Origin of the sequence: uncultured Chloroflexus sp. (assembly GCF_937129525.1) — a bacterium.
Classification (GTDB): domain Bacteria; phylum Chloroflexota; class Chloroflexia; order Chloroflexales; family Chloroflexaceae; genus Chloroflexus.
Map to the genome: position 1 here is coordinate 60,922 of NZ_CAKZNK010000127.1, position 22,655 is coordinate 83,576.

A 22,655-nucleotide genomic window follows, 5' to 3' on the forward strand; every position below is an offset into this window, starting at 1 on the left:
TGTCACCGTGTCGCGGGGAGCGCTTCATCTTCGGCAACGATCCGCAAATACAGGTCTTCCAGCCGACGCGGTCGCTCGGCCAGGCGGTAGACCGCAATCCCGGCAGTTAGCAAACGCTCCAGAATAACTGGATTGAGCAGATGAGGTTCGCCAGTTTGCCAGACCAATCGATCGGCGCCAACAGGTTGCGCAGCAACCAGATCGCGAGTGATCATCAGCGCCCGATCCAGATCGGTTGATCGCGCGAGCGCCAGTTCAAAGGTCGGCTCACCGAGCAACTGCTGACTCAGCTCAGCAAACGTGCCGGCGGCAATGATCTGCCCGCCGCGAATAATCGCAATCCGATCGGCTAGCTCCTCTGCTTCGCTGAGATTATGGGTGGTCAGCAAGATACTGCGCTTTGCGCTGCGCAATTCACCGATTGCGTCGCGCACCGTGCGCGCGCTCTGCGGATCCATCGCCGTCGTCGGCTCATCGAGAAACAGCACCGGTGGATCGTGGATCATGGCGCGGATCAACGCCATTTTCTGGCGCATGCCCTTGGAAAAACTCTCAAGATGGCGATCGCGCACTTCCCACAGGCCAAACTGGCGCAAGAGCATTTCACTGCGCTGACGGCACTGCCTGGCCTCAAGACCGAGCAACGCGCCGAAGAAAGCCAGATACTCAAGCGCTGCCATCCGCCCGTACAAACCGGGATATTCGGTCAGCAGACCGACCATACCGCGCACGCGGGGGGCATCGCGCGCAACATCGTGTCCGCAAATACGCGCTTGCCCACTGCTCGGCGGCAAAATTGCCGCCAGCATACGCACCGTAGTCGTCTTGCCGGCGCCATTTGGCCCTAACAGCGCGACCAGTTCACCAGGCTGCACGATCAGATCGAGGTCACGAACTGCGACAAAATCACCGAATTGCTTGCTGAGATGAATGGCTTCAATCATATCCTGCCTACCTGAATAGCGGCATTGTCGGCGCTCATAGCACCCCTTGGTATTGTAGCCCGACTGTGTAACCATTGGCAGCCTGTGAACCGTACATTCCGCCAAACCGGATCGACCTTTACCTTCCTGCGCCAGCCCAATTCAGGTATACTGCAAGATAGATTTCCACAGAATGGCGGAGTATGATATGGATGAACCTCAACGCAGTAACGGCCCAGATATGGGCAACCATCTGACCTACTGGAGTATTGTCGGTATCACGGCGCTGCTCTGCTTTGCCTGGCTGCTGACCGGCAGTCTGGTGCTGACGCTTATCATCATCGTGCTCGGATTACTCCATCTGGCTCAGTTCTTTCCCGATGCCGAAGTCTTTGTTCGCTCAGATCCGATCCTGCTTGGCCTCCGCCGTTTCTCGCTCGTGCTGGTGTTGATCATCACCGTGATCGCAGTCACCATCCGGTTCATTCGGTTGTGAAATTTAGACATTTTGCACAAATCATGCAGCGTTTTAGTTGTTGAAATCATCCAAATCCTCTGCTATGATGCGAGCAGATAGCCATCATGAGCGACCGATGGCTCCCGTCAGTCTCAATGGAGAGCTGAACGGTAGTTGCAATGCGGCAGCGCGGAGGAAGCGATGGAAGTGCAAGGTATCCTGATCGGCTTGACTGGATGGGCGGCAACGGCAATCATGGCGCTTGGCACACAACGGCTCTCGTCAATCGAGCAACGGGCCGTGATCGTGTGTAGCTGGCTGGTGTGGATGATTCCTGGTTTCGGCACGTTCGTGCGCAGTGGGGCGATCACGATTGATACGGCAGCGCTGTTTATCGGCGTCTCTACCATTCTGCTGGCCGCGCTGCTGCTGATCGGCGCGCGCGGGCGTAAGCGGGCGCGCTGAGCGTGACACAATGATGCACAATCTGGATCGGCATCATGACAACGGTGAGCAGACACCAAAAGGGCACGGCATGACCGTGCCCTTTTGTGATGGCAATTTCTGGTGGAGCGCGGCGTGGTCGCGCCCCAGTCGCTCTACGCATCGTAATACATCATAAACTCATACGGGTGCGGACGCAGCGCAATCCCAACAGCCTCTTTGCGCTTGGTCTCGATATAGGTTTCGAGCAGGTCAGTCGTGAAAACGCCACCCTTCAACAGGAAATGATAATCCTGCTCAAGCGCGTTAAGCGCTTCGTTGAGCGAACCCGGCGTGCCGCGGATGTCCGCCTTCTCTTCCGGTGAGAGTTCATAGATGTCCACATCTAGCGGCGGCGGCGGCTCAATCTTGTTCTGAATACCATCGAGACCGGCCATCATCATGGCAGCGAAGGCCAGGTACGGGTTACACATCGCATCGGGAGCGCGGAATTCGATTCGGCGCGCCTTCGGCGACGAGCTGTACGTTGGAATTCGGATCGCCGCCGAGCGGTTGCGCATCGAGTAGACCAGGTTGATCGGCGCTTCAAAGCCGGGAACCAACCGTCGGTAGCTATTGGTCGTCGGCGCGCAGATTGCCAGCAACGCCGGAGCGTGCTTGAGAATGCCACCGATGTAGTATTGCGCCGTCTTCGAGAGCAGGGCGTATTGCGTTTCGTCGAAGAAGAGCGGTTCCCCATCCTTCCACAGGCTCTGGTGGGTGTGCATGCCCGATCCATTATCGCCAAAGATTGGCTTGGGCATGAAGGTCGCGCTGTAGCCGTGGGCCCGAGCCACATTGCGCACGATGTACTTGTATTTCTGCACCTTGTCGGCCATGTTTACCAGCGAGTCGAACCGCATGTCGATCTCGCACTGGCCGGCAGTCGCAACCTCGTGGTGATGGAGCTCGATCTCGATCCCGATCTCCATCATCTTCAAGATCATCTCTGAACGGATGTCTTGCAAGGTATCGGTCGGCGGCACCGGGAAATAGCCCTCTTTGTGGCGAATGCGATAGCCTTTGTTGCCGCCGGGCACCTCCGCGCCGGTGTTCCAGACCGCTTCAGGGCTGTCGATGTAGTAGAAGCCGTGATTGGCAGCCTGCCCGAACCGCACATCGCTGAAGAGGAAGAACTCGGCTTCCGGTCCGAAGTAGGCCGTATCGGCAATTCCGGTCGTCTTCAGGTATGCCTCAGCCTTCTTGGCAACCGTGCGCGGGTCGCGTGTATAGGGCTGGCGCGTGATCGGGTCGATAATGTCGCAGATCAACACCAGCGTTGGCACCTTGAGCGTCGGATCAACGAAAGCAGTTGACGGATCGGGCAACATTAACATGTCGCTCTCATTGATAGCCTGAAAGCCCTTGATCGACGAGCCGTCAAAGCCCAATCCTTCCCGAATCATGTCCTCGGTCAGTCGTGAAGCCGGCAATGAATAGTGCTGCCATCCACCGAAGAGATCGGTGAAGCGCGTATCAACAATTTGAATTCCTTTGGCTTTGATCAGGTCGATTACGTCTTTTGCATCCATAGCCATGAGATACTGCTCCTTGCATCTACTACGAAGAACGAACGCGGTCCTCCAGAACGAACGTGGTCCTGAAACAGGCAACGACGCCGCGGTATAATGATGACCAGCGGCGTCGTATGCTTCCTGTAAACCTCTCTGGCAGAGAGGCGTGTAATGCGCATGTGAATGTGACCATCCTGACAGATGCCAGAACCGGTTAACATCAATGCGACTTCGCATCAACAAACCGGATTTCCGGGCAGCCAGGCCACCTCAGTGTCGGCCACGATGCCTGCGCAGGCACTGTGCAACATCTGCACCTGAAATTAGTTTAACAATCGGCTGACCGGTTGGCTACGGTGAGAGGGTACAATCCTGACCAGCTTCAGATTGGATGCTTTATCTAAGCGAGGTCTCATCTGTGAGTCATTTTACAAAGCGCCGCGACGAGAGTACAATGGCAAGTCGATCCACGCCGCCACGTCGCGGCTGTTGTCGCAAGAAACCGTGTTGAAAGGAACAAAGCGCTGTGAGCAAGAAAATCCGCGTTGCGATTATTGGTGTTGGCAATTGCGCCTCTTCTCTGGTGCAAGGGGTTCACTACTACCGCAATGCCCGTGATGGCGATGACATCCCCGGACTGATGCACGTCAATCTGGGCGGTTATCACATCGGCGATATCGAGTTTTCGGCTGCGTTTGACATCGCCGATACCAAAGTCGATCGCGATCTGGCTGAGGCGATTTTCGCCGAACCCAATAACACTTATCGCTTTGCCGATGTGCCAAGGCTCGGTGTGCCGGTTTCGCGCGGGATGACTCACGACGGTATCGGCAAGTATCTCAGCACTGTCATTCGCAAATCGAAGCGCGATACCGACGACATTGTGCGCATTTTGCGTGAGACGCAGACCGATGTCGTCGTCAATTTCCTCCCTGTCGGCAGCGAGATGGCAACCAAGTGGTATGTCGAACAGGTGCTCGATGCCGGCTGCGCTTTCATCAACTGTATCCCCGTCTTTATTGCCAGCCAGGAATACTGGCGACGCCGGTTTGAAGAGAAGGGCTTGCCCATTATCGGCGATGATATTAAGAGCCAGGTTGGCGCGACCATCACCCACCGCGTTCTGACAACGCTCTTCAAAGAACGCGGCGTCCGCCTTGATCGTACCTATCAGTTAAATTTCGGTGGCAATACCGACTTCCTCAATATGCTTGAGCGCGAACGCCTCGAGAGCAAGAAGATTAGCAAGACCAATGCCGTCACGTCGCAGTTGGGTTATGAGCTGCCCGCCGAGAATGTTCACGTCGGGCCGAGCGACTATGTGCCGTGGCTCGGTGACCGCAAGTGGTGCTATATCCGTATGGAAGGCACGACTTTCGGCGATGTGCCGCTCAACCTTGAACTGAAACTAGAGGTGTGGGATTCGCCCAACTCGGCGGGTGTGGTGATCGATGCCATTCGCTGCGCCAAACTGGCCCTTGACCGCGGGATCGGCGGCGCATTGTACGGGCCAAGCAGCTATTTCATGAAGACGCCACCGCGCCAGTTTACCGATTACGAGGCGCGCGATCTTACCGAACGCTTCATTCGCGGCGAGATCGGAGCAAAGTGAGACAGCGACGCAAAGATGGGGCAATGTGAAGGAATTGGACGACATGAGCGATCCTCAGGACTTTACGCTGATGCGTTGCCTGACTTCACATCGGCGCCTCTTTGCGTCACCTTTCACTGAACAGGACTGGCATGAAACTGATCGTGCAGATTCCAGCCCTCAACGAGCGTGATACTATCGCCGAGGTCGTTCGCGCCGTGCCGCGCCATATCCCCGGCGTGGATCAGGTTGAGGTGTTGATTATTGATGACGGCTGCACTGACGATACTGTGACCGTGGCATTGGCGGCGGGCGCCGATCACGTGGTGCGCCATACCGCCAATAAAGGGTTAGCTACCGCCTATCAGACCGGCATCGATACGGCGCTGCGCCTGGGCGCCGATATTATTGTCAATACCGACGCCGATAATCAGTATCCCGGCAGCGAGATTCCCAACCTGATTGCGCCGATTCTGGCCGGCAAGGCCGATATTGTGATCGGCGACCGCCAGGTACACCAGATTGAACACTTCTCGCCGCTTAAAAAGGCGCTGCAACACGTCGGCAGCGCGGTCGTGCGCTGGGCCTCCGAAACCAACATCCCCGATACCGTCTCCGGGTTTCGCGCGCTCTCGCGTGAGGCAGCTCTGCGCACATTCGTCACATCAGATTTTTCCTACACGGTCGAGAATCTGATCCAGGCCGGCAAGCGCCGGTTAACGATTGTCGCAGTGCCGATTACGACCAATCCCGTTCAGCGCCCTTCGCGCCTCCATCGCGGGAACTGGAATTTTATCAAGCGGCAGGCAGCAATTATCGCCCGCACCTACACGACTTACGAGCCGCTAAAGGTCTTCAGCTACATTGCCCTCTTCTTCGCAATCCCCGGCTTCATTCTGCTCAGTTGGGCGGCCATCGTGTTTATCGGTCGTCGCCTGAGCCTGCTATCTGCGACGAATGATCAGTCGTTGCTGGTTGGCAGTGTGCTGGTGCTGATGTCGCTCATCATCTTTTTGATCGGGCTGCTGGCCGATCGCGTTGGCGGAGTGCGCCGCTTGCAGGAAGAGATTCTTTACCGAACCCGGGCCAATCTGGTCGAACAAGAGGCATGGCGCCGCAACGTTAGCGCTCGCCTCGACCGAATCGAACGCGCCTTAGGGGTACCTATCAGCGACGAGCAGGAACCTTGAAAGCCGGCAGGCTTTGTAACAATCGTGTGGCCGGTGAAAGGTGAAACCGTCCGGTTGCCAATTGGCAATCTATGGTGTCGTGGATCGGAACACAAGTCCGTATCCCGCACTATTCTGCGCTGTGGATCGCATACAAACTGCGGCAGAGGCACAAACCTGAAGTCGCGCCACATTATTTATAGCCGCCAGACGCAACCCTCACGTGTACGCAGGAGCGCCAGATGGCCCTGTCCTACACACCGTTGATAGATTGGGCACAGAATCGCGGATGCGCTCTCGCCACCTGCCGGAGGCATCGCAAAGGTATGCTACCATGAGCGCATTCCGGAATGTATGCGGAGAAGCCGTATGACGCATAATCTTCGTCAGCAGTGGGCAAACGGTAGCGTGGTCTACAATGCCTGGCTCACCATCCCCAGTCCCTGGAGCGCCGAACTCCTTGCGACCGCAGGTTTCCCCTCTCTCACCATCGACTTACAGCATGGGCTGATTGACGATCCGACTGCGCTTCACATCTTCCACGCGATCGATCAACAGCGGTGTCCGGTGCTGGTCAGGCTGGCCTGGAACGAACCGGCTGCGATCATGCGCGCCCTCGATCGCGGCGCTGCCGGCATTATCGCGCCGCTTATCAATAGCCCTGCCGACGCGCGCGCCCTGGTGGCTGCGTGTCGCTTCCCGCCGGAAGGGATGCGGAGCTATGGCCCGGTGCGGGTTAGCGTGGCCCATGGCGTGGCCGAACCGGCAGCAGTGGCCCGGTTGCCGATTCTGATGCCTATGATTGAAACGGCGAGCGCGCTGGCCCAGGTCGAAGAGATTGCCGCCGTTCCCGGCATCGATGGCCTCTACGTTGGGCCAGCCGATCTTAGTCTGAGCCTTGGGTTGCCGGTACCGGTCGATTTCGCAGCGCCATCCTTCCGCGCTGCGCTCACCCGCATCACGGCGGCCTGCCGACAGCACAACCTGGCTGCCGGTATCTATGCCCGGCCTGAACTGGTCGCAGATTTGGCCACGCTTGGCTTCAACTTCATCACAATTGTCAATGATAGCGATCTGATCCTGAACGGCGCAATTGCCGCCTTACGTGCCGCGCGGTGAGTCGAAATGGATGCTGAAGTCGCTGGCGACCGATACCGGTGATCGGCAATGCGTGTGGGTGGGATATTGCCATCGTCACAGTTATGGTTGCCGCGGTGATGCCACAGATTGCTGCGAATAGCCGATGACTGCCCCTTCAGCATCGGCTACCTCCTTCTCCATCACCAGACTCGGCCATCCCAACCGGGCGCGCCAGCCGGTCAGCCGCCAGATCTCGCGATAACCCAGGCGGCGATACAGTCGCTGCGCGCCGGTATTGCTCGCCAACACCTGTAGACGAGCGCGTGGCAGGCCGTACTGACGGATCGCTGCTTCCAGAGCCATCATCAAAGCGAAACCGGCGCCCTGACCTCGCGCCGCCGGATCGACGACGACACTGTGGATCAAGGCACTCTGCGGGTCAGCGTGGCGATAAACGCCAAACAAGGTACGGGCAACAACGGCAACCAGCTTCAACGTTGGCCCTATTCCGATCTCGCGCAACGCAGCCACCAGCGTGCCGCGCGGCGCGCGCTCAAAGACCGGCGCATCGGCAAATTGCACCATACCGGTACCGATGACGCGCTGTTGCGAATCGCACACTACATAGCGATGAGCCAGCGCCGCCGCTCCATTGGCGCGCAACGTATACGCGATCAAGCGCTCTTGCCCGGAGCGCGCGCCACTCAATGCGCCGGGTACCTCGGCGTGATACAGCTCAACGATCAGTCGGGCCAGGTCGGGTATATCAGACTCGGTTGCAGGTCGAATCGTGAATGCAGCCATGACACCATTCTCTTCGACGACAAGAAGGTATTCAGTGCGACTGGAGTCATTACCGGTTACATTACTCAGGCGCCCACGGCGGCGACTGTCGCTCAAGAAAAGCGCGCAAGCCGGCCTGCCCCTCTGCGCCTGCGCGAGCGGTAGCAATCGCCTCAATTGATAACCGGCGCACTTCGGCGAGTGACTCGGTGCGCACTGCGCGCAGCAACGCCTTGCTGGCCGCAATAGCCTGTGGGCCGCCGCGTAACATATCACTGACAACACGATCGACTGCCGTATCAAGCTGCGCTGCCGGCGCCACCTCATGCACCAGACCGATCGCCAGCGCCTGCGCCGCCTTCATCCGGCGCCCGGTGACAAACAAAGCTCGCGCATGACCAAAACCGATCCGGCCAACCACGAAGCGAGCGATAACCGCCGGTAACAAGCCCAACCGCACTTCTGTCAAGCCGAAGACAGCATCCTCAGCGGCAACGGCGTAGTCGGCGCAACATACGAGTCCCACGCCACCACCCAACGCCGCGCCATGCACGCGCGCCACCACCGCTTGCGGCAAGGTATCGAGCGCAGTAAACATGGCATCAAGCCGGGCAGCGTCGGCCAGATTCTCTTCGCGCGTGAAGGTCAAACTGGCGCGCATCCAGTTGAGATCGGCGCCGGCGCAAAACGATGGCCCTTCTCCCTGCAATACCAGCACACGCACCATCGGATCATCACGCACCTCCTGGCAGACCTCGGTGATGCCGGCGATCACCTCTGGGTTAAACGCATTGTGAACAGCAGGCCGGTGTAAGGTGAGAGTAGCAATGGGGCCGTTGCGCGTCAGGCTAAGCACGGATGACATATCATCCTCCGTCAGACAGATGCATGGGCGCAGACTATTCGAGCGGCAGTTCAACTGTTGCCAGCGTCTCGGCCAGAATATCGAGCGATGTGCGGCCACGGACACTGGCCGCAGGCCGCACCAGCAACCGATGACCGAGCACCGGCGCAGCCAGTTCCTTATAATCGTCGGGCAACACGTAATCGCGACCATCAAGCGCCGCGCGCGCCTGCCCGGCCCGAAATAGCGCCAGTGTCGCCCGCGGACTCATCGATAGCGCCAGGTCGGGGTGAGCGCGAAGCGCCTGAGCCAGCCGCACCAGATACTCACGCAACGATGCCGCAACCCGTACTGTGTAGATAGCTCGCTGTAACTCTGGCAATTGCCTGCCATCAACGACAGCCGTAAGTCGCTCAATCGGATGCTCGGCGGCCAGCACTTCCAGCATTTGCACCTCTTCAGCAGGCGAGGGATAACCGAGCCGCACTCGCGCCAGAAAGCGGTCAAGTTGCGCTTCAGGCAAGGGGAACGTCCCTTCAAACTCCACCGGATTCTGAGTTGCCAATACCAAAAACGGCTGTGGTAACCGGTACGTCTCGCCATCTACCGTTACCTGACCTTCACCCATCGCCTCAAGCAGCGCGCTCTGCGTGCGTGGCGTTGCCCGATTAATTTCATCAATCAACACCACATGGCTGAAGAGGGGGCCTGGCTGGAAGGCGAATTGACCGGTTTGGGGACGGTAGATGCTTACCCCGATCAGATCATTGGGCAACAGATCAGGCGTACACTGCACCCGCCGAAAACTCAGACCAAGCGAAACGGCCAGCGCGCGTGCCAGCATCGTCTTGCCCACGCCGGGCACATCTTCGATCAACACGTGCCCGCCACACAGTAAAGCAATTAACAACAGGTCAATTGCCGCAGTCTTACCGACAATCACCTGTTCGACGTTAGCCCGCACCAGTTCGGCAAACCTGGCTAACGCGCGCAAATCGGTTGCAGGAGATGGAGTCGTCACGTAAGCTCGCAATACCCCGCAGCAGACAAAACAAATAATCTTTTGGTTCAGCTACGGCAGAACTACAACGTTTACTTCAGTATTATAGCCGAGAACCTTCACGATCATGTCTGAGATCGACATCACGTAATCCCGACAATCCCACATTATCCCACACTATCCCACATTATCCCACACTATCCCACAGCGATGCCGGGCATTTTAGAACAAACGTTTTAATTTTGATAATTTCCCAAGATGATGGCAGCTCACGACAACGAAAGTATCGTAAAATAGGCGTGAATTGAGCGCGACCGAATCCGCATCTCTACCAGAAAAGGATACCAGATATGAGCGTTTCAAATGCGCCCACAGCGCTGCTCCTGCTCATTGGCGGTCGGCAAACCCCCAATATTTTAAGCGCGCAATTCCTGCGTCCGCAGATCATTGCGCCTATCGCCTCTCAGCAAGCGCTCCAACCGGGGAGGGAATGGGATAAGGTGAAGCCGATTCTCAAACAGCTTTCATCGCAGCTCCTTTCTCCGCAAGCAGTCAATGCCTTTGACCTGAACGACGTGCAGACTGCATGCACGACTATTATGCAGCAATATCACGACATGCACTGGATATGCAACATCACCTGCGCGACCACCATCATGAGCATCGGCGCCTACGAAGCTGGCAAGGCGTGTCAGGCCAGCATCTGGTACTTCAACACCAATGGGCGTCAAGTTGTAGTCTTGGCCGGACAGGCGCCGCAGGGAAACCCCTACAGGTTATCCGTGGCCGACTATCTCCAGATTTATGGACGGATAGTCAAACCATCGGAGCCGCCAGCTCAATCCTGGATCGATCTGGCCTGGATCCTGGCCGGTACCCCCGATGAAGTGTTGGATTTTCGCGAGTTGCTCCGCCAGGCAAAAACGAATACATCATATACCGCTCCACGCTGGCTACAGCAATTGCCATTGACACCATCAATAGCAGCGTGGTTGCCCAACATCCTGGCTGCCGGTCTGATCGATCAGGTTCAAGCGCACAGCAACGGCTATGACCTGCATCAGTGTCATCCTGATCTCTGGAAATTTTTCGACGGTCTCTGGCTCGAGATAGTGGCCTGGGATGCCGCGCGCCGGGCCGGATGTTTTGACGACTGTTGCTTCGGTGTCGAGATACCTGTCGCCGGGCAAAGCGCCAACAATCAGATCGATCTGGCGCTCACCTTTGCCGCCTCGATGTTGATTGGCGAATGCAAAACTGAAAAGGATCCCTTTAAAACAGCACACCTCGATCAGCTCAGTTCGATCGCCGATATGATCGGTGGATCATTTGTGGGAAAACTCTTCATCACCGCGCGTAGTCGGCAGCAGGTGAACCCTGACACCCTTCGCTCCTTCGAAGATCAGGCCAAAGCGCGCGAGATCGTGGTCGTAACCGGCGAACAACTGACCGAACTTCCTTCCATATTGGAACAAGAAGCCAGAAAACCAACCTACCCGCGCGTGTAACAGCATCGATCCATAATCTTCATACAGGTTGGAACCGTTGAATGACATCTAATGACTGTTTTCAACTATTTTCCTGACGGCATATTGCACGTAAATAAAGCTGTTTTGCTTTGCTGGTAGCGCGTTGTTATAATATCAGCATCGCAACTGCCGATCGATCGCTTGAGGCTTTTATGTTAAATAGACCAGACTATTGTCGGATTATTGCCGAATGTCTGTCCTACCCTGGCCAACCCTCAGACGAACTGCTTAACGTCGTGACTACCATTCTCAATGCCGGGTCTCAACCTTCTGCAGCGAGTCTCTGGGAACTCAACAACCAGATCGGCGCGCACCCACGACGCTTGGCGCTAGTCTACGGCGGAGCAACCAGGATCAAAAGTTACGTCTTCGAAGCGCCCAAACTACCGGAAATTCGCGGCGCAAGCGCATTACTCGACTGGATCGGCGAGCAGGAAGTGCATCGCATCTGGCATAGACATTTCCCATTAAGCAGCACTACCGGTAACCCACCTCATCCCTACGTGATTTATGCTAGCGGCGGGTCATTTCTCGCCTTTACCCCCTGCTGCTGCGCTGATGCGCTGGCTACTGAGGTGGAACGAGTCTATACTGAACATACTCTAACAGCCAACAGCGTTGCCGTAGCGGCATGTTTCGACCTGCTCGAACTGCGTTATGGGCGGCTCTTTCACCCTGATCGTCCCGGTCAGATCTACTGGATCGACGATTTTCTCACAGACTGTCAGGATGCAGACCTTTGGGAAGAGCTTAAACATTACTATTACCCACCTGCCGGACAGCCACCCGATCGGACTGATGAGACAGCGCTACGTCAACGATTTTTTAACCGCAAAACCTTCGGTGAATTGGTTACAATCCTGACTACGATGTATCATCGCCGTCGCGATGAACGTGCCAGCCACGGTGAAACACGCCATTTGCCCCATTACGAACTGATGCCGTGGGATGAGAAGTGCCGCAGTAGCGATGTTCGGCCGGCAGTTATTCGGGTCCAGATCGGCAACGACACCCGCCTCTTAAGCGAAGCCTCTGCGCGCAAGCTAGCTGTCGGCCGCCTGGTAAAGGGAGTAGCGGTGGGAAGCCTGGCAAATGATCTGAAGCCGTGGAATCTACCAGCCGACCTTAAAGATCAGTCGTGGGAGCAGCGCTGGCAGCAGTTTCTTACTCAACACCAGTCTGATTCGCCATATGCCCAGGATCAGAACCGGCATCACGCCATTGCAGCCGGCGACTTAAGTGACATTGGTGCTGCATCCGAGCCGAAACGCTACATCAGTGTGATCTATGCTGACGGAAACAATATTGGCCGGCTGATGGCAACGTTGACAACACCAGAGGTCTATCATCAGGTCTCGCGCGCATTGAGTGAGGTCGCTCAACAAGCAGTATTTACTGCCCTGGCCAATCATCTGAGACCTGTTCAGGTCGCCAGGCAATGGATTCACCCCTTCGAGATCTTGACGATTGGCGGCGACGACCTGTTTATTGTCGTACCGGCTCACAAAGCCTTCGATATTGCCATTGCTATTGCCCAACTCTTCGAGCAAGAATTGACCCAGCGCTTTAAGCAGATAGCTGCTTCAGCTAGCCTGAACCTGCTGGAGTCGCAGTCGATACCGCTGCGCTACAACGGAACAGATCCGGTTGCGGCTGCAGTTCGATCATTCCGGCCTGCTGCCGGTCTTTCGGCAGGGGTATTGATCGCCCAAGAGAACACACCCTTTTTCCTGGTGCGCGACCTGGTGGAAGAACTCTTAAAAAAGGCAAAAAAGCTGGCTACAACAAACGCCAGACAAGGCTTCTTTGGTGGCACGGTCGATTTTATGGTATTAAAATCGGTTCCGATGGTGAGCGACGATATAACCTCCTTCCGCGCTGAGGCATTGCGCGATACCGACGACAGCCCGCAACGTCTAACTGCCCGTCCCTACACCTGGGCCGAGTTTGCCGGATTGCTGGCAACTGTTCGCGAATTGAAGCGCGCGCAAGTACCTCGGTCACAGCTTTATCGGTTACGCAGCATTCTGGACCGCAATCGTGAAGGAGTCTTCGACAGTGCTCTGGAATATCTCTATACTCGCAGCCGGTTACACCGGCTAAGTGATGTGTTGATTAAACACGTTGATTATGCCTGGTGTTACCCATCACCCAACCAGCCTCAACGTATACACGTCCCGCCGTGGTCATCACGAACACCGCTGTCCCGTCAAGTGAAACCACGTTACGAGACAATCTGGGCCGACATGCTGGAAGCTTACGAGTTTGTTGCGGAATGAGGGTACCATGCAGCTTCGGATTGAGCTAACCGTCATCAGTCAGACTGCCATCAGTGTTGGCGCTGGCGGGAGTATTGCTACCATCGCTGATAAGAGTATCGTGCGCGATGGCTGGGGGCGACCGCTGATTCCGGGTTCCCAAGTGAAAGGGAAACTGCGCTGGGCCGCTGAACAACTGTTGCGCGGATTAGGGAAGGATATCCCTGCGCCGTTTGAAGGCGCGCAACGAGAAGAACATGATACGCCGGTGCGGCAATTGTTCGGCAGCCCGATGTCGCGATCGCCTCTCTTCTTCGCCCATCTACCCGGTATCATTGGCGATCTGTCTCAAGCAGAGTCAATCCGTGCCCAACCCACCCAGCATCTGAGTCAGATTCGACCCTCTGTAACAATTAATCGTCACCGACGCACAGCGGCAGAAAGCCTTCTATTGTTCCAGGAAACTGCTCTGGAGACGACCCGGTTTCACTCATCTCGCGCCATCACTGGCCAGATTAATGATCTGTCTCAGGCTGCGCTCCTCTGGATTGCTGCGCGTCTCAGCTCGCGTTGGGGCGGTGCCAAATCCCGCGGCCTGGGATGGGCAAAAGTGGAGACGAACGTATTCGTTGATGGCCAAGCGTGTACGGAAGACGAGCTTCGCACTGCTCTCCGGGCCCTGATCGCCGATGTGGGAGGCCGGCCTTGATAATCCAGTATGAGATTGAAGCTCTAGCGCCACTGGTGTTTCCCGAGCGTAAGCCTGGTACCCAGTTCAACCGTAGCCTGCCTTACGTACCGGGAAGTGTCATCTTCGGTGCCCTGGGACAAGTGCTGGCGAACCACCCAGATCTGCCCGCGATCCTGCGCGCGCTGCGCTGCCACAATGCCTACCCGGCTTTACCCGGCGACTCCTGGGTTCGTCCAATTCCTGCAACCGCAATCCAACCCAAGGGATCAACTGAGATGGTGCAAGATTCGTTGTACCGGCGGGTGTGTTGGGAACGTCAACAACCGCAGGCGCTTGTCTATGCGCCAACCGACGATGAAGGACGACCTTGGGAAACGGTTGGACAAAAGTTCTACACGCTCCGCGATCAACAACTCGTCTACCGTAGCGTTCAGCAACGCATGCACACCCGGGTTGCAATCAATCGTCAGCGCGGTGTTGCTCAAAACGAACGGCTTTACTCGCTCCTGGCAATTCGGGAAACAGTGCGTGGCTATAATAGCGACCAGCTCATGCCTACCCGCTTTGTTGGCAGCATGACGGTACCCGATGCGTACAATGCCACTATCCTTCAGGCTCTGCAACAGATCACGTACATCGGTGGTCGGCAAACCAGTGGCTTTGGCGCCGTTCAGATCACGCCACGAGAACAAGCTTTCGAACCGGTTTCTGCTATCCGCCAGCGCGTTATGGAAATGACGGAACGCTTCCAGCAGCAAGCCGGAAGGTATGAACGTCTTGGCGGTCGATCCTGGCAGATCACCGGTCATGTCTTCACCATCAATTTGCTGGCTGATACCATCCTGCTTGCAGATGGCTGGCTCCCGACCCAGGAACTCAGCGCCACCCATCTGAAAGCTCTTACCGGAATTGATGCTGAGCTGGTGCGTGCATTCACTGCTACCAAAACTGTCGGCGGCTGGCAGGCGCTCTGGCAACGGCCTAAGCCCACGAACGTGGCAGTTACAATGGGGAGTGTGTATGTATTTGCAACCCAACGTCATCTTACCGACCACGATTATAAGCAATTGGCTGCATTGCAACTTGTTGGCATCGGTGAGCGCCGGCAAGAAGGCTATGGTCAGATCCGGGTTTGCGATGAATTTCACCTGCGTTGAGGGGGACCTATGAGTGACGCCAGCGTCTTTGATCCAAAGATATTGCGACGTGATCTCTTGCTTGAAGCGGCAATCGAACGCCGCCTCGATCTATTGGTGAAACAGGCAAGCGAGACTGCCACTTTGCTGGAAGGAAAGGCGATGGAGAAGAATCAACTCCGCAATTTACAGAACGTAGCGATGACGTCACGCTCACCAGAGGTGATTATCAACTTCATTCGCTATCAGATTGCGCGTGAAGGTAGTAAATGGGGCGAAGGTCAAAATGATTTCGGGCACAAACTGATCTGCCAGATCCGCCAAACGATTAAATCATGGGCTCAAGACGTAGCTAATGAAGTGTTACAGGCGATGAACGACGTTCCTGACCGGGAACAATTGTTTCATCAGGCTTATGTGCGTCTGATACAGTTGTTCATTGGCTACTTGAACCGGGCCTTCTATTACGCTATAGAGGTCAGGGACGGTTTTCAGCATTTGAGGGAGCTAGTCAATGCCTGATGGAACGATCTACTCTTTTGCTGCGCTGCGCAATCGCCTGACTGTGCGCGGCGATCTGGTATCATTGACTGGTCTTCGCATTGGCGCTGGTCGTGAAACTAATATCATCGGTAACGATCTCCCGGTTATCCGTGATGCGTTGGGCAGGCCGTTTATCCCTGGCTCATCCCTAAAGGGATCATTTCGCGCCCAACTTGAAGGCCTCATTCGGAGTGTTACCGAGCACCAGGTGCGCGATTTCGATGCCATCGAGAAGCAGATGCGCAACGGTATCGCCGATTTACCTGAAGAAGACATCTGGCGTCACTCAACGATGATTGAGTTGACGTTTGGTGCGCCGTGGTTGGCCGGGCGACTATTGTTCAAAGATGCGCTGGTTCGCTCTGATTTCTGGTTCAATCAATTTGAGGTACGCAATGGCGTTGCGCTGAATCGCGATACCGAGACCATTGAGCAGGGGTTGCTCTACGATTACGAGGTAGTGCCTGCAGGCACTCGCTTCGACTTCGAACTGGTGCTGGAAAATGGAGCAGACTGGCAGTTGGGAATGGTTATCCTTGGTTTGCAACCATGGCTGCGTGGCGAAATACAGATCGGAGGTTTTCGCAGTCGGGGACTTGGTTACGTGAAGCTCGAGCAAGTCTCGTATACATTCGCTGAATTGCGCCCGGGCGATGCCGACAGTATCTTTACCTTCTTAGACAGCGCTGTGCTTCCCCCTCCTGACTTAGAAACAATCACGCAGTGGAAGCAAGCCTTTCGTGACGAATTGCGGCGCCGCGCGCAGGAGGTACAGCACGATGCATAAAGCCACATTTCTGGAAGGCAGGATTCAGCTCAACATTCAGCCTGCTGGCCCTATCCTGATCAAAGCTGGCGAGACTGGCGGCGCAGATCCGACACTCCCCGATATGGAGTTTGTCCGCAGCTTGGGCCGCGTCTATATCCCCGGTTCGTCATTGAAGGGTGTCATCCGCGCTCAGTGTGAACGAATCTGCCGCTCACTTGATGGCCCTTCTCGCTACGACATCGCTCGTCAACGACGTCTGTCTAACGATTTCATTCCGCCACTGGCCGACAACCCTTTGCTTGATCGTAGCTGTTATCAGGAATATCAGCGAGATGGCGATGACATGCGCTTCTCCTGCGGAATCTATTTCGAAGAATTGCGCAACGAAGAGAGGGATCTGGCCCAAAACACAGCTGTCATTTACCGTCGATCAAGCCTGGTTAGTCAGATCTTCGGTCACACCAGCCTCGCCAGTCGCGTTCGTTTCGCGGACGCTTATCCAGTTGGTGAGATCACAATTGAAGAGCGTAATGGAGTAGCCATCGACCGCATCTATGGCTCAGTCGCTCATGGGCCTTTTAACTACGAAACCGTCGTCGCCGGCTCATTCCAGACCCAGATCACCTTCAAGAATCTGACCCTGGCTCAACTGGCGTTGCTTGGACTGGCACTCCGCGATCTGGCTGAGGGTCGCATCGGGATCGGCTTCGGCAAATCACGGGGACTCGGACGGGTAAACATCAGGTTTGACGGCCTCCGCATCTATTACCCGACCTGTGAAGTAACCAACAATACCCTGCATCTGCTCAACGGCACAACGGTAGCGCCGGCGAACAGGCTGGTTGGGCTGGGTGCTCTTTGCCTCGATCAGCGCTTTCAAGCATACGGTTTGCCTCCGGCAGAGGTTGATCAGGTCGATCTACCTGCTGGCTTAGCCTACCAGCCGGATCAGTTTCTTGGCGTGCTCTTGCAGGCGAACGGTCACGATCAGGTCATCGCGGTTTGGCAAGCATGTATGCCGGCGTGGCGATGGGAGATTGGGCTATGAAGGGATATATCTATCGGATCACACCAGCAACGGCTGCTCAGGTGCGCGATCTGATTACCCGCTATGTTTCTCTTCCTTGCTGGCATTTCAGCGGATCCCATATGTGGGATTTGAGTCCAAGCAGTTCACAGCACCTTCGCCCGCTGGTTAAATCGACGAACATCACGGATATCACGCTCAGCGGCGATTTTGGTCATGCCTTTTCGCCCCAGGCTGAGGTGCGCTGGAAGCGGCTAGGAGATGACGAATACGATGTGCTCATTTTGAGTGAACAAGCACGTACTGTTAATGGTGCGCAAACGCTGGTCGATGGATGGGAAGTTCGTCAGCATACTCCGCGCAGGCTGCTCCAGAGCGGTAATCGCCCGTCTATAGAATACCTGACCTACCACGCTCCTAACGGCGCAGCCCAGTTTATTCGCTATGTGCAGGGATAACTTATGGAAGATCGCAGCAATCAGCATCAAAACCCCATATCAAAACCATACGCTTTTGTACCGCTGACCGAAACCAGTTGTGATACCAGGGTAGCCGGTCACCATCGTTACCAGCGTGATACGCTCAGTGGCACACTTACCGCTACCATCGTTGCCCTTTCTCCGGTTCACGTTGCCTCGGGATTGATCGAACATAAGCCGGGCAAAGCTCAGTATCCCCTTTTTAAAGCTCACTTCCGCACCAACGGCATCCTGGCTATTCCGGGCACTTCGCTGAAAGGATGTATTCGTAGTATCGTTGAGGCGATTACCAATTCAGGTGTGTTGCTGACGAAAGCATCCATAGATAAGAAGTATAAACCTTGCCAATCGCAGCAAAGCGGGCAAATTAAATTAGACTCTGCGCAACACATCTTTGGCGCGCTCGGTTATCAGGGGTTGGTGAATTTTGCTGACGCTCCGCTTATAAATGGAAATGCTGAGATCGTGACATCCCTCCCACTCTTTGCGCCTCGTCCCGCTGCCAGACATATCTACTTTGATAATAATAAGCCGCGTGGACGAAAGTTTTATCTGCACGGTCAACTGGCTAAAGGGAATCTGCCGCTCGAAGCTTGCTCCATCAACAGTCAGTTCCAGTTACGTATGGACTTCATTAACCTAACCGGGGCTCAGCTAGGTGTCATTTTAGTAGCAATGGGGTTAGGCAAACTGTCCTTTTGTCCGAAACTCGGCGGTGGGAAGCCGGTTTGTCTGGGAACGATCAAGATCAGAGAGCCGGTAATCAACTACGACAACCCTTACGCTCGTTATACTGGTAATCACCAGCCTGCATCCGGCCCCGATCATGCTGAGCTGATACGCGAGGCGCAAGGTCTGATCATTGAACATCAAGTACAAAAACTGGCTAACATCTTGCGCTGTCCGAACACAGACCGGAATTGTCCTGACCGAAGTTACTGATAAGAAGGGTTTTCATCCTGGCAGAACAGTTATGATCGATTTTAACATTGCCGACCAGCTCGCCAAAGACCTTGCCACCGCCGAAGTTGACCCCAACGAAGCGCAGAAGGCGCTGGCCTACCTGCGTAGCAAGCGCGATCTGAAAGCGCTGTTTGCCTACCTTGACGCAATTGTCAAGAATGGTAAAGTAGTAATCCGTTCTCAACAGACCAGGAGATACTACGAAAAGCTGAAAGAAGCCTGTCGCGACTACCTGCAGGGAATGAATTATAGTGATGCAGCGCAAACGCTGGGCTGGGCACTGCGCCTGTTGCGATATTATCGTAAAGTTAAGGTTCATGAAACACCTGAAAGTGCTGTCGAACAAACGGAAGTATCATCCACTTCTCCTGTAACCGAGCCAGAACAAACGAACGCGCAGCAAGTTTCTTCATCGGAATCGTTGTCTAATCCTACGTCGGCTGAGAATAGTCAAACAACGCTGAAAACACCGAAGCAAGTGGGAGATGTTTTCACCGGTAAGGTGTTAGAAGCCGATGATGAGTTTTTCCGTATCGAAGTGCCCGGCTATCCAGAGATGTTCGCCCTGCTGAAACGGGAAGCTGGTGTACCTGCATATCGTCCGGCTAAGGACGCCGCTAGAGTGGAAGTTGTGCGAGTTGAACAGGTTAAAAGGAAGATTGTACTGTATGTAAAGCGAGCGCCGAGAGCGAAGAACTGAAAGCGTGATTGCAGCTGACTGATCTTATGTTCAATCAATACGCGTAAGAATTGTTACTAATGAGCAATATGTCCTCGTCTCCAACCGGTCGCTACGAATTTATCGTGCGAACGATCGTGTGTGGCGGGTACAGGACTTCATCCTCCATTTCTCACCTTCACGATGACGAGAGAAGCAGTTGAAGCAGAGCTACAACGCTCACCGGCAACGACGCGAGAGAAAGCCTTTCAGACTATTGTGAAGAAACGAACGATTCACGGTGGCATTCTGGCTGAAGGCGCGCGTTTTATTAAACAGGGTGAGAACGGCAGGGAAATTGGTTCACGCTGGTATGCCAAAACGCTGGCGCAAAGAATTATCAACCTTCAGCAGGTTGCTGACCGGATTGATTTTCGTTGTGATAATGGCTTGAGAGTCATGCAAGAATTTGCCGATCATGATGATGTGATCTATTTTATCGACCCTCCCTATACTGCCGGCGGCAAGCGAGCCGGGAAACGACTGTATAAACATCACCAGCTCGATCACGAATATCTGTTTACTATCTGCGCGTCAATTGCCGGCAATTTTCTCATGACTTACGATGATTCGGAAGAAGTAAAGACATTAGCGCATAAACATGGTCTGCAAATGCGCCTGGTTTTAATGAAAAATACTCATCAGGCAACAATGAAATAGCTTGTGATTGGTCGCGATCTGGCCTGGCTCGATGAACTGCCGGCTACCTGTGATTCCATCGCCGGGCACGACTAGCCCGGCGATGAGATACCTGTGCCGATGATTGCGCAGCCCGCGACCAGATATCTACTTGCGCTGCGTATATCTCTTATCTTTTCTTTGTCGAGTGGGTGGAGATGCTTCAAATCGGTCGCCTGGTCGTTGCCATCAGCGCGGTTTTCACGCTATCAGTATACCAATGAGCGGCGCCGGGTTGATCGCGCCTATGATGCAACCCTCCCGGCAGCCTGATGCGATACCGCCCTCTGACCGCTCACGCCCCCGGCACCCCTACCGTCAGCCGCGCCATTAACCCTTCATTGAGCGAACCGGTCACTGTCGCCATCTGCGTTTCCCAGCCATCGCGGAAGATGCCGTCACGTTCGAGTGAAAGCTGTCCAAGGTTCCGCAGGCTGTTGCCGTAGCGCGAATCGGCGTACACTTGCCGGCAGATGTCTGCGGGAAGCGCCAACTGCGACGTATGCGCGACGTTGCGCGCGCTGGTCGCCTGTTCCAGCGAAGGGTAGATTTCAAAGTGCATGTGCGGCCAGCGTCCGGCATAACAACCGGGAAAAATCGTCTGAAAGACAACCAGGCCCTGTTCGTCAGCCGCCTGCACTCCGCGCAGATAATCTTCACCCTCAACACCTGAACTGTACATCGAGTAGCGACCCGGCGCGTCGCAGTGCCAGAGATAGATTGCATAGCCGGGCAAGGGCGCGCAATCGCCGCCAGCCCGAACCAGTTTCAATTCCAGCCGCAGCGGGATACCATCCGCTATGTTGCCCGTACCAAGGCTGGTGCGAATATCAGAGCGCACAACACCCGAACGGGTCAGGACGTTGAGCGCTGTACCCTGCGAACCATTACCGGGGAATGGGCCGGCTGTTTCCGGAGGAATGGCCTCAACGCATTCGGCAACGGCAACGCTAGTCGGCGCCACTGTCGGCACAGTTGTGGCAGTGGCCGGAGCCGCCATAGTTGGCGCAGTTGTGGCGGTGATCGCTGTGGTCGGCGAAGCGGTTGATCTGGCCGCAGGAGTGCTTGTCGTCGGCGTCGGAATGGCTTCTGCCATCGGCGTACAGCCGGCCAGAAAGGTGGTAATCCCAATCAATCCCAGTCGCAGCAAGCGGCGGCGTGTGAGCAGCGGTTGCTGCATCATTGTCAGATCGGCCTGGAGGCCGAGGTCAAACAGATCACGCTCTTCTGATGACATGATGATCCCTCGCAATCTCATCTTTATCAGAGACTACGCCGCAGTGGCTTCCCTGGACTGCGGCGTAACCGTTGTCATGTGCATTGATAACACACGCTTATGAAGAAAAGAATGAGAGGTTACGAAGAGATCATGAATGCCTCGATGATTGCACCCTACCCTGGCGGATGCTGATCGGAAGGGTGATCTGTATCGGGCGAATCGTCATCTAAAACGGCAAGCGTCTGCATTGGGGGTAGAAATTGGATCACTAACTGCAACCGTCCGGGCGGCGTGCCGATCACCCGCTGAAAGATGGCGCTGGCCTCCGCAGCGAAAGTGCGGCACTGCGCTCGCGTTGGCGGCTGCTCACCACTGTAGAAAACTTCGAGCATGGGCATCGCTGAGCTTCCTTTCCTAGACAAAGCGCAAACTTATCGGTGGCTGGTCGTGCATCTCGAGGACAAAGAGATCGCCACGCTGGGCCGGAATGGTTGCCGCCAGAGCGCCTGAAATTACGATGTCACCGGCCTGAAGCGGAATGCCAAAGCTCCGTAGTTTATTCGCCAGCCACGCCACGGCCAGGGCCGGATGACCAAGCGCGGCAGCGCCGGTTCCAGCCACGGCAGGTCTCCCATTGTGGCTCATCACCATCCCGATAGTGCGCAGATCGCGCGAACGCAATGCTTTACTCCATGGCCCAATTGTCAGTCCACCGTATGAGGTTTTTTGCGATACCAGCGCCGCGCATTCTCTTGATACGGAGCATAAAACTCGGCGTTCGCGCCCAGGGTACCGGTGAAT

23 protein-coding genes and 1 pseudogene are annotated in these 22,655 nt (G+C 55.6%); 16 read left to right on the forward strand and 8 right to left on the reverse strand.

From position 1 onward, the window contains the following. Window positions 1-2 precede the first annotated feature (2 nt). Window positions 3-944: an ABC transporter ATP-binding protein gene (locus Q0650_RS15640; protein ID WP_298820620.1), complete on the reverse strand. Its 942-nt coding sequence runs from the start codon at window positions 942-944 to the stop codon at window positions 3-5. 187 nt (window positions 945-1,131) lie between these two features. Between Q0650_RS15640 and Q0650_RS15645 the strand changes: the two genes are divergently transcribed. Further along, on the forward strand, window positions 1,132-1,419 hold the full coding sequence (locus Q0650_RS15645; protein WP_298820622.1) for a hypothetical protein: 288 nt from the start codon (window positions 1,132-1,134) through the stop codon (window positions 1,417-1,419). A gap of 162 nt (window positions 1,420-1,581) precedes the next feature. Further along, entirely contained in the window at window positions 1,582-1,845 is a 264-nt protein-coding gene (locus Q0650_RS15650) for a hypothetical protein (protein ID WP_298820623.1), read from the forward strand. A 134-nt stretch (window positions 1,846-1,979) separates the two neighbouring features. Here the strand turns inward: Q0650_RS15650 and glnA are convergent, their stop codons facing one another. Further along, the gene (glnA, locus tag Q0650_RS15655) at window positions 1,980-3,401 is read right to left on the reverse strand and encodes a type I glutamate--ammonia ligase (RefSeq protein ID WP_298820625.1); all 1,422 of its coding nucleotides are present in this window, start codon (window positions 3,399-3,401) and stop codon (window positions 1,980-1,982) included. A gap of 502 nt (window positions 3,402-3,903) precedes the next feature. On the opposite strand from glnA, the gene Q0650_RS15660 reads away from it, so the two are divergent. From Q0650_RS15660 to Q0650_RS15670, 3 genes are all read left to right on the forward strand, one after another. Further along, window positions 3,904-4,989: an inositol-3-phosphate synthase gene (locus Q0650_RS15660; protein WP_298820627.1), complete on the forward strand. Its 1,086-nt coding sequence runs from the start codon at window positions 3,904-3,906 to the stop codon at window positions 4,987-4,989. Window positions 4,990-5,120: 131 nt separating this feature from the next. Continuing rightward, window positions 5,121-6,158, forward strand: coding sequence for a glycosyltransferase family 2 protein (locus Q0650_RS15665; protein WP_298820629.1), 1,038 nt, complete (start codon window positions 5,121-5,123; stop codon window positions 6,156-6,158). Window positions 6,159-6,506: 348 nt separating this feature from the next. Further along, on the forward strand, window positions 6,507-7,256 hold the full coding sequence (locus tag Q0650_RS15670; protein ID WP_298820631.1) for an HpcH/HpaI aldolase/citrate lyase family protein: 750 nt from the start codon (window positions 6,507-6,509) through the stop codon (window positions 7,254-7,256). 81 nt (window positions 7,257-7,337) lie between these two features. Here the strand turns inward: Q0650_RS15670 and Q0650_RS15675 are convergent, their stop codons facing one another. The 3 genes from Q0650_RS15675 to Q0650_RS15685 form a co-directional block, all read right to left on the reverse strand. Further along, window positions 7,338-8,021, reverse strand: a complete 684-nt coding sequence (locus Q0650_RS15675; protein WP_298820633.1) for a GNAT family N-acetyltransferase — start codon at window positions 8,019-8,021, stop codon at window positions 7,338-7,340. A 61-nt stretch (window positions 8,022-8,082) separates the two neighbouring features. Further along, window positions 8,083-8,865, reverse strand: a complete 783-nt coding sequence (locus Q0650_RS15680) for an enoyl-CoA hydratase-related protein (RefSeq protein WP_298820635.1) — start codon at window positions 8,863-8,865, stop codon at window positions 8,083-8,085. 34 nt (window positions 8,866-8,899) lie between these two features. Next, complete coding sequence (locus Q0650_RS15685) at window positions 8,900-9,865, reverse strand: MoxR family ATPase (protein ID WP_298820637.1); 966 nt, start codon at window positions 9,863-9,865, stop codon at window positions 8,900-8,902. Between the two features lie 329 nt (window positions 9,866-10,194). Between Q0650_RS15685 and Q0650_RS15690 the strand changes: the two genes are divergently transcribed. The 11 genes from Q0650_RS15690 to Q0650_RS15740 all read left to right on the forward strand — a co-directional run bounded on the left by Q0650_RS15690 (window position 10,195) and on the right by Q0650_RS15740 (window position 20,617). Continuing rightward, window positions 10,195-11,352, forward strand: a complete 1,158-nt coding sequence (locus Q0650_RS15690; protein WP_298820639.1) for a Card1-like endonuclease domain-containing protein — start codon at window positions 10,195-10,197, stop codon at window positions 11,350-11,352. A gap of 173 nt (window positions 11,353-11,525) precedes the next feature. Continuing rightward, window positions 11,526-13,652 carry a type III-B CRISPR-associated protein Cas10/Cmr2 gene (cas10, locus tag Q0650_RS15695; protein WP_298820641.1) on the forward strand — a complete coding sequence of 709 codons (2,127 nt, stop codon included), beginning with the start codon at window positions 11,526-11,528 and terminating at the stop codon, window positions 13,650-13,652. 7 nt (window positions 13,653-13,659) lie between these two features. Next, the gene (locus tag Q0650_RS15700) at window positions 13,660-14,340 is read left to right on the forward strand and encodes an RAMP superfamily CRISPR-associated protein (protein WP_298820643.1); all 681 of its coding nucleotides are present in this window, start codon (window positions 13,660-13,662) and stop codon (window positions 14,338-14,340) included. After that, window positions 14,337-15,479, forward strand: a complete 1,143-nt coding sequence (csx10, locus tag Q0650_RS15705; RefSeq protein WP_298820644.1) for a CRISPR-associated RAMP protein Csx10 — start codon at window positions 14,337-14,339, stop codon at window positions 15,477-15,479. The genes Q0650_RS15700 and csx10 overlap by 4 nt, the downstream gene beginning before the upstream one ends. 9 nt (window positions 15,480-15,488) lie before the next feature. Further along, window positions 15,489-15,980, forward strand: a complete 492-nt coding sequence (locus Q0650_RS15710; RefSeq protein WP_298820646.1) for a hypothetical protein — start codon at window positions 15,489-15,491, stop codon at window positions 15,978-15,980. Then, window positions 15,973-16,788, forward strand: a complete 816-nt coding sequence (gene csx7, locus Q0650_RS15715) for a CRISPR-associated RAMP protein Csx7 (protein ID WP_298820649.1) — start codon at window positions 15,973-15,975, stop codon at window positions 16,786-16,788. The genes Q0650_RS15710 and csx7 overlap by 8 nt, the downstream gene beginning before the upstream one ends. Beyond that, window positions 16,781-17,818, forward strand: a complete 1,038-nt coding sequence (locus Q0650_RS15720) for an RAMP superfamily CRISPR-associated protein (RefSeq protein ID WP_298820651.1) — start codon at window positions 16,781-16,783, stop codon at window positions 17,816-17,818. The genes csx7 and Q0650_RS15720 overlap by 8 nt, the downstream gene beginning before the upstream one ends. After that, complete coding sequence (locus tag Q0650_RS15725) at window positions 17,782-18,255, forward strand: hypothetical protein (protein ID WP_298820653.1); 474 nt, start codon at window positions 17,782-17,784, stop codon at window positions 18,253-18,255. The genes Q0650_RS15720 and Q0650_RS15725 overlap by 37 nt, the downstream gene beginning before the upstream one ends. Before the next feature lie 3 nt (window positions 18,256-18,258). Then, entirely contained in the window at window positions 18,259-19,218 is a 960-nt protein-coding gene (locus Q0650_RS15730) for an RAMP superfamily CRISPR-associated protein (RefSeq protein WP_298820655.1), read from the forward strand. Window positions 19,219-19,249: 31 nt separating this feature from the next. Next, window positions 19,250-19,939, forward strand: a complete 690-nt coding sequence (locus Q0650_RS15735; protein WP_298820657.1) for a hypothetical protein — start codon at window positions 19,250-19,252, stop codon at window positions 19,937-19,939. 120 nt (window positions 19,940-20,059) lie between these two features. Further along, window positions 20,060-20,617, forward strand: coding sequence for a DNA adenine methylase (locus Q0650_RS15740; protein WP_298820659.1), 558 nt, complete (start codon window positions 20,060-20,062; stop codon window positions 20,615-20,617). Window positions 20,618-20,930: 313 nt separating this feature from the next. Here the strand turns inward: Q0650_RS15740 and Q0650_RS15745 are convergent, their stop codons facing one another. The 3 genes and pseudogenes from Q0650_RS15745 to Q0650_RS15755 all read right to left on the reverse strand — a co-directional run. Next, on the reverse strand, window positions 20,931-21,872 hold the full coding sequence (locus Q0650_RS15745; protein WP_298820661.1) for an intradiol ring-cleavage dioxygenase: 942 nt from the start codon (window positions 21,870-21,872) through the stop codon (window positions 20,931-20,933). A gap of 155 nt (window positions 21,873-22,027) precedes the next feature. Beyond that, a complete protein-coding gene (locus Q0650_RS15750) occupies window positions 22,028-22,252 on the reverse strand; it encodes a hypothetical protein (RefSeq protein ID WP_298820662.1) in 225 nt (74 codons plus the stop codon). Window positions 22,253-22,268: 16 nt separating this feature from the next. Further along, window positions 22,269-22,574 (reverse strand): annotated as a pseudogene (locus Q0650_RS15755) (fumarylacetoacetate hydrolase family protein); the annotation flags it as partial. Window positions 22,575-22,655: the final 81 nt, after the last annotated feature.